The sequence below is a fragment of the Streptomyces sp. YPW6 genome, assembly GCF_018866325.1.
GTDB lineage: Bacteria > Actinomycetota > Actinomycetes > Streptomycetales > Streptomycetaceae > Streptomyces.
The window spans coordinates 6,514,741-6,528,334 of sequence record NZ_CP076457.1; the positions used below are offsets into that span (position 1 = coordinate 6,514,741).

At 70.0% G+C, this 13,594-nt stretch carries 10 protein-coding genes; 7 read left to right on the plus strand and 3 right to left on the minus strand.

From position 1 onward, the window contains the following. The first annotated feature begins 5 nt into the window (after positions 1-5). The 3 genes from metH (at position 6) to KME66_RS28585 (ending at position 6,281) form a co-directional block, all read left to right on the plus strand. A complete protein-coding gene (gene metH / locus KME66_RS28575; RefSeq protein ID WP_216327481.1) occupies positions 6-3,524 on the plus strand; it encodes a methionine synthase in 3,519 nt (1,172 codons plus the stop codon). A gap of 143 nt (positions 3,525-3,667) precedes the next feature. After that, a complete protein-coding gene (locus KME66_RS28580; protein ID WP_073222042.1) occupies positions 3,668-4,378 on the plus strand; it encodes an HAD family phosphatase in 711 nt (236 codons plus the stop codon). A 304-nt stretch (positions 4,379-4,682) separates the two neighbouring features. Beyond that, positions 4,683-6,281 carry an ABC transporter substrate-binding protein gene (locus KME66_RS28585; RefSeq protein WP_216329661.1) on the plus strand — a complete coding sequence of 533 codons (1,599 nt, stop codon included), beginning with the start codon at positions 4,683-4,685 and terminating at the stop codon, positions 6,279-6,281. Positions 6,282-6,412: 131 nt separating this feature from the next. Here KME66_RS28585 and KME66_RS28590 read toward each other — a convergent pair whose 3' ends face one another. Together KME66_RS28590 and KME66_RS28595 are read right to left on the minus strand one after the other, a co-directional pair. Continuing rightward, entirely contained in the window at positions 6,413-7,084 is a 672-nt protein-coding gene (locus KME66_RS28590) for a response regulator transcription factor (RefSeq protein WP_006123389.1), read from the minus strand. A gap of 9 nt (positions 7,085-7,093) precedes the next feature. Further along, a complete protein-coding gene (locus KME66_RS28595) occupies positions 7,094-7,939 on the minus strand; it encodes a PD-(D/E)XK nuclease family protein (protein ID WP_253208624.1) in 846 nt (281 codons plus the stop codon). 177 nt (positions 7,940-8,116) lie between these two features. Here KME66_RS28595 and KME66_RS28600 point away from each other — a divergent pair, with 177 nt between their 5' ends. The 3 genes from KME66_RS28600 to KME66_RS28610 all read left to right on the plus strand — a co-directional run bounded on the left by KME66_RS28600 (position 8,117) and on the right by KME66_RS28610 (position 11,130). After that, entirely contained in the window at positions 8,117-9,367 is a 1,251-nt protein-coding gene (locus KME66_RS28600) for a site-2 protease family protein (RefSeq protein ID WP_216327488.1), read from the plus strand. Positions 9,368-9,450: 83 nt separating this feature from the next. Next, complete coding sequence (locus KME66_RS28605) at positions 9,451-10,368, plus strand: tRNA (adenine-N1)-methyltransferase (protein WP_073222050.1); 918 nt, start codon at positions 9,451-9,453, stop codon at positions 10,366-10,368. 180 nt (positions 10,369-10,548) lie between these two features. Next, the gene (locus KME66_RS28610; RefSeq protein ID WP_073222055.1) at positions 10,549-11,130 is read left to right on the plus strand and encodes a hypothetical protein; all 582 of its coding nucleotides are present in this window, start codon (positions 10,549-10,551) and stop codon (positions 11,128-11,130) included. Positions 11,131-11,157: 27 nt separating this feature from the next. Here the strand turns inward: KME66_RS28610 and KME66_RS28615 are convergent, their stop codons facing one another. Beyond that, entirely contained in the window at positions 11,158-11,469 is a 312-nt protein-coding gene (locus KME66_RS28615) for a ferredoxin (protein WP_030590055.1), read from the minus strand. A gap of 240 nt (positions 11,470-11,709) precedes the next feature. On the opposite strand from KME66_RS28615, the gene arc reads away from it, so the two are divergent. Next, entirely contained in the window at positions 11,710-13,476 is a 1,767-nt protein-coding gene (gene arc, locus KME66_RS28620) for a proteasome ATPase (RefSeq protein WP_073222057.1), read from the plus strand. Positions 13,477-13,594: the final 118 nt, after the last annotated feature.

Below are 13,594 nucleotides of genomic sequence, written 5' to 3' on the forward strand. Positions count from 1 at the left end.
CATCCATGGCCTCGTTGCCGACATCCGCCGCCGACAGCCGGACCCGCGCAGAAGCGCTCCGAGAGGCGCTCGCCACCCGTGTGGTGGTGGCCGACGGGGCGATGGGCACCATGCTCCAGGCGCAGGACCCCACGCTGGAGGACTTCGAGCAGCTCGAGGGCTGCAACGAGATCCTGAACGTCACCCGGCCCGACATCGTGCGGTCGGTCCACGAGGAGTACTTCGCGGTCGGCGTCGACTGCGTCGAGACCAACACCTTCGGCGCGAACCACTCCGCCGCCAACGAGTACGAGATCGCGGACCGGATCTTCGAGCTCTCCGAATCCGGTGCCCGGATCGCCCGCGAGGTCGCCGACGAGTTCGGCGCGAAGGATGGCCGCCAGCGCTGGGTCCTCGGCTCGATCGGCCCCGGCACCAAGCTTCCCTCGCTCGGCCACACCACGTACGACGTGCTGCGCGACGGCTACCAGCAGAACGCCGAGGGCCTCCTCGCGGGCGGCTCCGACGCGCTGATCGTCGAGACCACCCAGGACCTCCTGCAGACGAAGGCCAGCATCATCGGCGCCCGCCGCGCGATGGACGCCGTCGGCCTCCAGGTGCCGCTGATCTGCTCCCTCGCCTTCGAGACGACCGGCGTCATGCTGCTGGGCTCCGAGATCGGGGCCGCGCTGACCGCCCTGGAGCCGCTGGGCATCGACCTGATCGGCCTGAACTGTTCGACCGGCCCGGACGAGATGAGCGAGCACCTGCGCTATCTCGCCCGCCACTCCCGTACGCCTCTGATGTGCATGCCCAACGCCGGCCTGCCCGTCCTCACCAAGGACGGCGCGCACTTCCCGCTCGGCCCCGACGGCCTCGCGGACTCCCAGGAGCACTTCGTCCGGGATTACGGCCTCTCCCTGATCGGGGGCTGCTGCGGTACGACCCCGGCGCACCTGAAGGCCGTGGTCGACCGCGCCCGTGAGCTGACGCCGACCGAACGCGACCCGCGCCCCGAGCCCGGGGCCGCCTCCCTCTACCAGCACATCCCCTTCCGCCAGGACACCGCCTATCTGGCGATCGGCGAGCGCACCAACGCCAACGGCTCCAAGAAGTTCCGCGAGGCCATGCTGGAGGCCCGCTGGGACGACTGCGTGGAGATGGCCCGCGACCAGATCCGCGAGGGCGCGCACATGCTCGACCTCTGCGTCGACTACGTGGGTCGCGACGGCGTCGCGGACATGACCGAGCTGGCCGGCCGCTTCGCGACCGCGTCCACCCTGCCGATCGTGCTGGACTCCACCGAGCTGGACGTCCTGCGGGCCGGTCTGGAGCAGCTCGGCGGCCGGGCGGTGCTGAACTCGGTGAATTACGAGGACGGTGACGGTCCGGAGTCCCGGTTCGCGCGGGTCAGTGCTCTGGCGGCGGAGCACGGGGCTGCGCTGATCGCGTTGACGATCGATGAGGAGGGGCAGGCCCGGACGGTGGAGACGAAGGTCGCGATCGCGGAGCGGCTGATCGAGGACCTGACCGCCAACTGGGGCATCCGTGAGTCCGACATCCTCATCGACACCCTGACGTTCACCATCTGCACGGGGCAGGAGGAGTCGCGGGGCGACGGTATCGCGACGATCGGGGCGATCCGGGAGCTGAAGAAGCGCCACCCGCAGGTGCAGACGACGCTGGGTCTGTCCAACATCTCCTTCGGGCTGAACCCGGCGGCCCGGGTCGTGCTGAACTCGGTGTTCCTGGACGAGTGTGTGAAGGCGGGGCTGGACTCCGCGATCGTGCACGCCTCGAAGATCCTGCCGATCGCCCGGCTGGAGGAGGAGCAGGTCAAGGTCGCCCTCGACCTCATCCACGACCGCCGGGCCGAGGGGTATGACCCCCTGCAGAGGCTCATGGAGCTGTTCGAGGGCGTCAACATGAAGTCGATGAAGGCGGGCAAGGCCGAGGAGCTGATGGCCCTCCCGCTGGACGAGCGGCTCCAGCGCCGCATCATCGACGGCGAGAAGAACGGCCTGGAGGCCGACCTCGACGAGGCCCTCCAGCACACCCCCGCCCTTGACATCGTCAACAACACCCTCCTGGAGGGGATGAAGGTGGTCGGTGAGCTGTTCGGCTCCGGCCAGATGCAGCTGCCGTTCGTCCTGCAGTCCGCCGAGGTCATGAAGAGCGCGGTGGCCCATCTGGAACCGCACATGGAGAAGTCCGACGACGAGGGCAAGGGCACCATCGTGCTGGCCACCGTGCGCGGTGACGTCCACGACATCGGCAAGAACCTCGTCGACATCATCCTCTCCAACAACGGCTACAACGTCGTCAACCTCGGTATCAAGCAGCCCGTCTCCGCGATCCTGGAAGCCGCCGAGGAACACCGCGCCGACGTCATCGGCATGTCCGGACTCCTGGTCAAGTCCACCGTGATCATGAAGGAGAACCTCCAGGAGCTCAACCAGCGCAAGATGGCCGCCGACTTCCCCGTCATCCTGGGCGGCGCCGCCCTGACCCGGGCCTACGTCGAGCAGGACCTGCACGAGATCTACGAGGGCGAGGTCCGCTACGCCCGCGACGCCTTCGAGGGCCTGCGCCTCATGGACGCCCTCATCGGCGTCAAGCGCGGCGTCCCGGGCGCCGCCCTGCCCGAACTGAAACAGCGCCGCGTCCCCAAGAAAGACACCGGCACCGCGGTGCTCCAGGTCGAGGAGCCCGAGGGCCCGGTGCGCTCGGACGTCTCCACCACCAACCCCGTGCCGGCCCCGCCGTTCTGGGGCACCCGGGTCGTCAAGGGCATCCCGCTCAAGGAGTACGCCTCCTGGCTCGACGAGGGCGCCCTGTTCAAGGGCCAGTGGGGCCTCAAGCAGGCCAGGACCGGTGACGGGCCGACGTACGAGGAGCTGGTGGAGAGCGAGGGACGGCCCCGTCTGCGCGGCTGGCTCGACCACCTCCAGTCCAACAACCTCCTCGAAGCCGCCGTGATCTACGGCTACTTCCCCTGCGTCTCCAAGGGCGAGGACCTGATCCTCCTCCACGAGGACGGCTCCGAGCGCACCCGCTTCACCTTCCCCCGCCAGCGCCGCGGCCGCCGCCTCTGCCTCGCGGACTTCTTCCGCCCCGAGGAATCCGGCGAGAGGGACGTCATCGGCCTCCAGATCGTCACCGTCGGCTCCCGCATCGGCGAAGCCACCGCCGACCTCTTCGCCGCCAACTCCTACCGCGACTACCTCGAACTCCACGGCCTCTCCGTCCAGCTCGCCGAAGCCCTCGCCGAGTACTGGCACGCCCGCGTCCGCAGCGAACTGGGCTTCGGCGGGGAGGACCCGCAGGACGTGGAGGACATGTTCGCGCTGAAGTACCGCGGCGCACGGTTCTCCCTCGGTTACGGTGCGTGCCCGGACCTGGAGGACCGGGCCAAGATCGCCGACCTCCTCCAGCCGGAGCGGATCGGCGTCCACCTCTCCGAGGAATTCCAGCTCCACCCGGAACAGTCCACCGATGCCCTCGTCATCCACCACCCCGAGGCCAAGTACTTCAACGCCCGGTAGGACGGTCTTCGCCCCGCGGCCACGCGTCTGTCGCGCACCGCGGGGCGACGCGTCGTACACTGGTCGGTCCAGTGCAGGCCGGTCGCCCTCCCACTTCCGGGAATGGCGGCCGGCCTTCTCGTCCCTTACGGAAGGTGTGCCGGATGACCAGTACGGTCCCCGCGTCCTTGACCCGCACGGCCGAAGAGGCCGCCCTGCAGGCGGTCCTTCTCGACATGGACGGAACCCTGGTCGATACCGAGGGCTTCTGGTGGGACGTCGAGAAGGAGGTCTTCGCCGGCCTCGGACACCCGCTGGAGGAGTCCTGGCGGGACGTCGTCGTCGGCGGTCCGATGACCCGCAGCGCCGGCTACCTCATCGACGCGACCGGCGCCGACATCCGGCTGGACGAGCTGACCGTGCTGCTCAACGACGGATTCGAGGCCCGCATCGGGCGCGGAGTGCCGCTGATGCCGGGCGCCGAGCGGCTGCTCGCCGAACTGGCCGTGTACGAGGTGCCCACCGCGCTCGTCTCGGCCTCCCATCGCCGGATCATCGACCGGGTGCTGGAATCGGTCGGCCGTCACCACTTCGCCCTCACGGTCGCCGGGGACGAGGTCGCCCGGACGAAGCCCCACCCCGAGCCCTACCTCACCGCCGCCGCGGGCTTCGGCGCCGACCCCTGGCGCTGCGCGGTCATCGAGGACACCGCCACCGGCGTGGCCGCCGCCGAGGCCGCAGGCTGCCGGGTGGTCGCCGTGCCGTCCGTCGCGCCCATCGCCCCGGCTGCCGGGCGCGTGGTCGTCGGCTCCCTCGAAGAGGTCGACCTCGCCTTCCTGCGCGGGCTGATCACCGGGGCGAGCGGCACCGGCTGAGCGGCCCGAGCACGGGCATGTGAACAAACGGTGGATCTCCTGTCCCCTCCTGTGTGCGTTCCGGCAGTGTCCGGTGGATGCGGATCAGTCGCAGGGTGATTCTGTGAAGAGGCCGGTCGAGTGACCTTGCTCACGCGGAGGCCTTCGGTGCCTCGCTGAAACGGGCGAGCCGTCCGCAATGATGATCGTATGTCCGCCTTGCTGGTGGCCGGAGGGGCGCGGACGGTTCGCCGGGCGGTCGGAGGGCTCACCGGCGGCTACTACCTTGGATTCCTCACCTGCCGGGATGAGGGAGAACGTCCAGATGAACCGCAAGACCCTGGTGCTGCCGGCCGTCGTCGGCCTGCTCGCCCCCGTGCTCGCCGCCTGCGGCAGCACGGACAGCGGCGCCGGTGGCGGAGGGGCCATCGTCGTCGGCACCACGGACCAGCTCGTGGCCTCCAAGGAGAACCCCGCGCCGCTCGACCCGGCCATCGGCTACGAAACGGGCGTCTGGAACGTCCTGCGCCAGACCGTGCAGACCCTGACCACGGTGCCCAACGGCGGCGGCGAGCCCGTGCCCGAGGCCGCCCGCAGCTGCACCTTCACCGACACCGCGAACGAGAGCTACCGCTGCACCCTGCGGGCGGGCCTCACCTTCGCCGACGGGACCCCCGTCACCGCCGAGGACGTGAAGCACTCCATCCAGCGCGTCATCGACATCGATGCGGACAGCGGCCCGGTCGGCCTGCTCGCCAACATCGACATGATCGAGACCAAGGGTGAGGACCAGGTGGTCTTCCACCTGAAGACGCCCGACGCGACCTTCCCGTACAAGCTCGCCACCCCCGCCGCCGGCATCGTCCCGAAGGCGCAGTACCCGGCGGACGAGCCGCGCGCCGGCTTCCAGGTCGACGGCTCCGGCCCGTACACCATGAAGCCGCAGGTCGAGGACGGCCGGGTCGTCAAGATCGCCTTCGAGAAGAACCCCTCGTACAAGGGCGAGCTCAAGGTGCTCAACGACAAGGTCGAGATGGACCTCTTCCCCGACGCCGAGGCCATGGGCAAGGCGCTCGACCAGGAGAAGATCCACCTGATGACCCGGGCGATGTCGCCCGAGCAGGCCCACGGCATGCTCGTGGACCCCAAGGAGGGCATCGACCTCACCGAGCTGCCCGGACTGGCCATCAGCTACCTCGGGTTCGACACCGAGAACCCCGTGGTCGACAAGCCCGTCCGGCAGGCCATGGCGCAGATCATCGACCGGGGCGAAATCGCGGGCAAGGTGTACGGCACCACCGCCGAACCGCTGTACTCGCTGATCCCGTCCAGCATCGCCGGGCACACCAACGCCTTCTTCAACAAGTACGGCGAGCCCAGCACCGCCAAGGCCGAGGCCATCCTCCGGGACGCCGACATCAAGACGCCGGTGAAGTTCACCCTGCACTACACCAACGACCACTACGGCCCGGCCACCGCCGCCGAGTTCAAGGCGATCCAGGAGCAGCTGAACAGCTCCGGCCTCTTCGACGTCTCCGTCGAGGGCGAGGAGTGGTCGACGTACCGTCCCGAGCAGAAGCGCGGCGACTACGCGGCCTACGGCATGGGCTGGTTCCCCGACTTCCCGGACCCGGACAACTACACCGCGCCCTTCCTGGACGCCAACAACTTCCTCAACTCGCCCTACCGGTCGCCCGAGGCGGAGAAGGTCCTCATCCCGAAGTCCCGCCGCGAGGCCGACCGCACCGCGGCCGCCGCCACCTACGAGAAGCTCCAGGACATCGTCGCCGACGACGTTCCCGTGCTCCCGATCTGGCAGGGCAAGCAGTACGTGGCCTCCCGCGACGGGATCGCCGGGGTGGAGCGCTCCGTCAGCGCCACCGCCGAACTCCAGCTCTGGGAGCTCAACCGGCACAGCGCCTGAGCGCCGACCGCGCATCCCCGTCCGGCCCGCACCCCTCCCGTCGCGAGGAGAGGCGCGGGCCGGACGGCGTCCTCGCGCCGGACGGCTCGGGCGAGGAGGCCCGTACCGCCCGGCGCGGGTACGGGGCCGCGCTACTGCGCGCCGGGACGCACCAGCCCGCTCTCGTACGCGTACACCGCGGCCTGCACCCGGTCGCGCAGACCGAGCTTGGTGAGCACATGGCCCACATGCGTCTTGACCGTCGTCTCACTGACGAACAGCTCCGCCGCGATCTCCGCGTTGGACAGCCCCCGCGCCACCAGCTTCAGCACCTCGACCTCACGGTCCGTCAGCGTGTGCAGGGCGTCCGGCACCGGCTCCTCGCCGGACGGCAGATGGTCGGCGTACTTGTCGAGCAGCCGACGCGTGATGCTCGGCGCGAGCATGGCCTCGCCCGCCGCCACCACCCGGATCGCCTGCACCAGCTCGGCCGCCGGGGCGTCCTTCAGCAGGAAGCCGCTGGCCCCCGCCCGCAGCGCCTCCACCACGTACTCGTCGAGATCGAAGGTGGTGAGCACCAGCACCTTCGCCGGGCCGTCCTTACCGGGACCGGTGATCTGCCGGGTCGCCTCGACCCCGTCCATCCGCGGCATCCGGATGTCCATCAGCACCACATCGGGCTGGAGCGCCCGCACCTGGTCGATGGCCTGCAGACCGTCACCGGCCTCGCCGACCACCGCCAGATCGCCTTCCGCCTCCAGGATCATCCGGAAACCGGTGCGCAGCAGGGGCTGGTCGTCGACCAGAAGGACGCGGATCGCCACAGGAACTCCTTAGGGGCCCTCAAGGGCCACGGATCGGCCGGCCTCGGCCCGGACCGGGCCCATTCTGCCCTGGTCATCCTCACCCGAATCCGCCGGGCGGACCGACAGCGGATAGACCGGGGGAGTCCCGCCGAATTCCGGACACACCGCCTGGTGGTCGCACCAGCCGCACAGCTTCGTCGGCCTGGGCCGCCAGTCCCCGGTCTCCGTCGCCCGCCTGATCGCCTCCCACAGCGCCAGCAGCTTGCGCTCCACCCGCTCCAGGTCCGCCACCACCGGGTCGTACGTCATCACGTCCCCGCTGCCCAGATAGACCAGCTGGAGACGGCGCGGCACCACGCCCTTCAGCCGCCAGATCACCAGCGCGTAGAACGTCATCTGGAACAGCGGCCCGTCGGAGTACTCCGGCCGCGGCGCCTTGCCCGTCTTGTAGTCGACGATCCGGACCTCGCCGCTCGGCGCGATGTCCACCCGGTCGATCACCCCGCGCAGCCGCAGCCCCGACTCCAGCTCCGTCTCGACGAACATCTCGCGCTCGGCCGGCTCCAGCCGCGTCGGGTCCTCCAACGAGAACCACCGCTCCACCAGCTGCTCCGCCTCACCCAGCCAGCGCGTCAGGCGCTCACCCTCGGCGTCTCCGGTGAACAGATCGCTCAGCTCCGGCTTCGACTCCAGCAGCCGGTCCCACTGGCCGGGGATCAGCGCCCGCGCCCGAGGCGCCGTACGGTCGGCCGCCGGTACGTCGAAGAGCCGCTCCAGCACCGCGTGGACCAGCGTGCCGCGGGTGGCCGCTTCGCTGGGCTTCTCCGGCAGTCTGTCGATGACCCGGAAGCGGTAGAGCAGGGGGCACTGCAGGAAATCGCTCGCGCGCGACGGCGACAGGGACGTAGGCGGCTGAGGCGGCCGCGGCACGGAGGTCATGTCTCACGACCCTAAGGCCCCCCACTGACACCGAGCGGCATACCATCGACGGCAGACCCTCGCACACTGCATGATCGTGGCACAGGCCACGCACCGAACCGAAGGGACCCCGTGGACGACAGCGGCGACAGCGGGCGGCCGCAGCCCGGCGCAGGGGGAACGGCCCCCGGCACCGACCCGGACAACGGCAAGCCGAAACGCCCCGTGGAGCCGGGCGGCGGCCTGCTCATGGGCCGCCCCTTCGGCGTGCCCGTCTACGTCGCCCCCAGCTGGTTCGTCGTCGCCGCGCTGATCACCTGGGTTTTCGGCGGCCAGCTCGACCGCGTGCTGCCCGAGCTCGGCGGCGCCCGCTATCTCGTCGCCCTGTTCTTCGCCATCGCCTTCTACGCCTCCGTGCTCGTCCACGAACTGGCCCACACGGTCGCCGCCCTGCGCTACAAACTCCCGGTCCGCCGCATCCAGCTCCAGTTCTTCGGCGGCGTCTCGGAGATCGAGAAGGAGACGGAGACCCCCGGCCGCGAGTTCGTCCTCGCCTTCGTCGGGCCGCTCCTGTCCCTGGTCCTCGGCGGCGTCTTCTACGGCGCGATGCAGCTCGTCGAGCCCGGCACCGTCCCCGGTGTCCTGCTCGCGGGTCTGATGATCTCCAACCTCATCGTGGCCGCCTTCAACCTGCTGCCCGGGCTGCCGCTGGACGGCGGCCGGATGCTCCGCGCCGTCGTCTGGAAGATCACCGGCAAGCCCATGAGCGGCACCGTCGCCGCCGCCTGGGTCGGCCGCGGCCTCGCCGTCACCGTCCTCGTCGGACTGCCGCTGCTCACCCACACCGGGACCCTCGGCGGCACCCCCCAGGACATCGGCGGCGTCGAGACCGTCATGGACGCGCTGCTCGCCGCGATCCTCGCCGGCATCATCTGGACGGGCGCCGGCAACAGCCTGCGCATGGCCCGCCTCCGCGAGCACCTCCCCGACCTCAGGGCCCGCACCCTGACCCGCCGCGCCGTCCCCGTCGAGTCCGCCACCCCGCTCTCCGAAGCGCTGCGCCGGGCCAACGAGGCCGGAGCCCGTGCCCTGGTCGTCGTCGACGGACAGGGCCATCCCCAGGGAGTCGTCCGCGAGGCCGCCATCGTCGGCGTCCCCGAGCACCGCCGCCCCTGGGTCGCGGTCAGCGGCCTGGCCCAGGACCTCACCGACGGCATGAGGATCCCCGCCGAACTGACCGGCGAAGCCCTCCTGGACCGGCTCAAGGCCACTCCCGCCACCGAGTACCTGGTCGTCGAGGAGACCGGCGAAATCTACGGCGTCCTCTCCACCGCCGACGTCGAGCGCGCCTTCGTCAAGGCCATGGCCCGCCCCGGCGCCTGAGCCCCTTCCGCACGGGCTGCGGACCGCTTCCCCGCGGGGAGACGGGCGGCAGGAGGCCCCGGAATCACCGGTAGGCTGGTCACATGTCTGAACCGACCGGTGCCGCCCGCCGACGTGGGCCCTTCAAGGTCGGGGACCAGGTACAGCTCACCGACCCCAAGGGACGCCACTACACCTTCACGCTCGAAGCCGGGAAGAACTTCCACACCCACAAGGGTTCTTTCCAGCACGACGAGCTGATCGGTGCTCCCGAGGGCAGTGTTGTCCGCACCACGGGAAACGTCGCCTACCTCGCGCTGCGCCCCCTGCTCCCCGACTACGTCCTGTCCATGCCCCGCGGCGCCGCCGTGGTCTACCCCAAGGACGCGGGCCAGATCCTGGCCTTCGCCGACATCTTCCCCGGCGCCCGCGTCGTGGAGGCCGGGGTCGGATCCGGATCGCTCTCCACCTTCCTGCTGCGCGCCATCGGTGAGCAGGGCATGCTGCACTCCTACGAGCGCCGCGAGGACTTCGCCGAGATCGCCCAGCAGAACGTCGAGCGCTACTTCGGCTCGCCGCACCCCGCCTGGCAGCTGACCGTCGGAGACCTCCAGGACAACCTCTCCGACACCGACGTCGACCGCGTCGTGCTGGACATGCTCGCCCCCTGGGAGTGCCTGGAGGCCGTCTCCAAGGCCCTGGTGCCCGGCGGCATCCTCTGCGCCTACGTCGCCACCACCACCCAGCTCTCGCGCACCGTCGAGTCCATCCGCGAGATCGGCTGCTTCGCCGAACCGCAGCCCTGGGAGTCGATGATCCGCAACTGGCACGTGGAGGGCCTCGCCGTCCGCCCCGACCACCGGATGATCGGCCACACCGGCTTCCTGGTCACCGCCCGCCGCCTCGCGGACGGCGTCGAGCCGCCGCTGCGCCGCCGCCGCCCCTCCAAGGGCGCCTACGGCGAGGACTACGAGGGACCGGGCGGCCGGAGTCGCGGAGGCTCCGCGGCCGACAGCGGCTGACCCGCGCAACGCACCGGCGCCGCCGCGCCGTTCCCCGACCGACCGGGGAACGGCGCGGCGGCGCCTTTTCGTCGCCCCGCCGTTCCGCCCGGGTGTGAGGTGTGGCACGATGCCGGGCAACCCCTCGGGGTGTCCCCACCCCTTCACCGGGCTCCCAGGAACCATCAGGAGACATACCGCGTGCAGACCTCCGCGCTCCCGGACCTCGCCCACACCGCCGCCAAGCCGCTGCACTGGCTCGCCACGGCCGCGGCGATGGCGGGCGTCGTCGCGCTGGCCGGGCTGCTCCAGCCCCGTACGGCCACGGCGACCGCCACGGACTCCGAGCAGCGGACCACCACGCGGCACGGCGCCCCCGTGCCCGCCCCGGACCCGGCCGGAGTCGACTTCCCGCTCCAGTGCGGCGGCGCCGGGACGACGGTCGCGGAACAGGCCCCCGGCGACCTCGACGGCGACGGGCGGCCGGAGACCGTCGCCGTGGTGCACTGCGCCGCCGGATCGGGGACCCCGCCCGGCGGCATCTACGTCCTAACACAGGCGAGCGGGGCCGCACCCCGGGTCGTGGCGACCCTGGTGGACCCCGCTGACAGGAAGACCGTCGGGGACTTCGCCGTACGCGACGGCGTCGTCTCGGCGACGCTCCTCGGCTACTCCTCGCTGGAGGTGCCGCGCTGCTGTCCCGACCAGGAGGAACAGGCCTCCTGGCGGTGGAAGGGGCAGAGCTTCGTCCGCAGCTCGGGGGAGCTCGCCCGCAGCGTCTGAGCGCCGCCGTGGCCCGCTCGCGTCCGGCTACTCGGCGTCCGGCCCGTACACCTCGACGCTGTCCTTGACGCGCCGCACGTGGATGCAGTCGCCGGGGCACTCCTTGGCCGAATCGACGACGTCCTGGAGGAGCGGCAGCGGCACCGGAGTGGTCGCCCCCGGGGCCTGCAGCAGCTCGTCGTCGGAGCTCTTCACATACGCCAGGCCGTCGATGTCCAGCTCGAAGACATCGGGGGCGTACTGCACGCAGATGCCGTCCCCCGTACAGAGGTCCTGGTCGATCCAGACCTCCAGGTCCTGCGTGTCACTGTCGCCCGGCGAGTCCTGCTGCACGGTCATGTGTCCTGCCGTTCCTGCGTATCCGAACCAATTGGAGCCAGCCCTGACGGGTGTTGAACAACTCGACGATACAACCGGCGGCTTTCCGGTGCCGCAGGGTGGGTATTCCCTTGACGTGAGGGAGAGCGCAAGGGTGAAGATCGGACACGCCCCGCAGTCTTTGTGATCTAGGGGTTTCAATCATCACCCACCCAGGTAGGGTCAGGAAGCGTCCAGCTCCCCATGGAGGAGGTGAGGACCGTGGCAGCCCACGACGACGACATCAACCGCGGCATCCGGCCCGCGCGCGGGTCCGAGGACCCAGCCGGCCAGGTTGCCTATCTCGAGCAGGAAATCGCCGTCCTGCGCCGCAAGCTCGCCGACTCTCCGCGGCATACGAGGATTCTCGAAGAGCGGATCGTCGAGTTGCAGACGAACCTGGCGGGCGTGTCCGCTCAGAACGAGCGGCTCGCCAACACGCTCCGTGAGGCGCGTGACCAGATCGTGGCCCTGAAGGAAGAGGTCGACCGGCTGGCCCAGCCGCCCGCCGGTTTCGGCGTCTTCCTGCAGGCCAACGAGGACGGCACCTGCGACATCTTCACCGGGGGCCGCAAGCTCCGGGTGAACGTCAGCCCCAGCGTCGAGCTCGAGGACCTGCGGCGTGGCCAGGAGGTCATGCTCAACGAAGCGCTCAACGTGGTCGAGGCCATGGAGTTCGAGCGGGCCGGGGACATCGTCACCCTCAAGGAGATCCTGGAGGACGGCGAGCGCGCCCTGGTGGTCGGGCACACCGACGAGGAGAGGGTGGTGCGGCTCGCCGAGCCGCTGCTGGACATCACCATCCGCTCCGGCGACGCCCTGCTCCTGGACTCCAGGTCGGGCTACGTCTACGAGGTGGTCCCCAAGAGCGAGGTCGAGGAGCTCGTCCTCGAAGAGGTCCCGGACATCGACTACGACAAGATCGGCGGCCTGGGCGACCAGATCGAGCTGATCCGCGACGCGGTCGAGCTTCCGTATCTGCACCCCGACCTCTTCCGGGAGCACGAGCTGCGCCCGCCCAAGGGCATCCTGCTCTACGGCCCGCCCGGCTGCGGCAAGACGCTCATCGCCAAGGCCGTCGCCAACTCGCTCGCCAAGAAGGTCGCCGAGGTCACCGGGCAGCCCGCGGGGAAGAGCTACTTCCTCAATATCAAGGGCCCCGAGCTGCTCAACAAGTACGTCGGTGAGACCGAGCGGCACATTCGTCTGGTCTTCCAGCGGGCGCGGGAGAAGGCGAGCGAGGGCACCCCCGTCATCGTCTTCTTCGACGAGATGGAGTCCCTCTTCCGCACCCGCGGCAGCGGCGTCAGCTCGGACGTGGAGAACACCATCGTCCCGCAGCTGCTCGCCGAGATCGACGGGGTGGAGGGCCTGGAGAACGTCATTGTCATCGGCGCCTCCAACCGCGAGGACATGATCGACCCCGCCATCCTGCGCCCCGGCCGGCTCGACGTGAAGATCAAGATCGAGCGTCCGGACGCCGAGGCGGCCAAGGACATCTTCGCCAAGTACCTGACCCCGTCGCTCCCGCTGCACGCGGACGACCTCTCCGAGCACACCGGCTCGCGCGAGGCCGCCGCCCACGCCATGATCCAGTCGGTCGTGGAGCGGATGTACACGGAGTCCGAGGAGAACCGCTTCCTCGAGGTCACGTACGCCAACGGCGACAAGGAAGTCCTGTACTTCAAGGACTTCAACTCCGGCGCGATGATTCAGAACATCGTCGACCGGGCAAAGAAAATGGCCATCAAGGCATTCCTGGAACAGGGCCAGAAGGGGCTGCGGGTGGCTCATCTCCTGCAGGCCTGCGTGGACGAGTTCAAGGAGAACGAGGACCTGCCGAACACCACCAACCCGGACGACTGGGCCAGGATTTCCGGCAAGAAGGGTGAGCGGATCGTCTTCATCCGCACACTCGTCACCGGAAAGCAGGGCGCGGACACCGGACGCTCCATCGACACGGTGGCCAATACCGGCCAGTACCTGTAATACCCGGACCGGCTGCGGAAAGCCCCGGAGGGCTTCCGCAGCCGGTTTCATTCCCCCGTTCCGGCCATGCCGGAGCAAACTCGTAATGGAGCTCCCCACCGGCGCAGAGGCGCTCTAG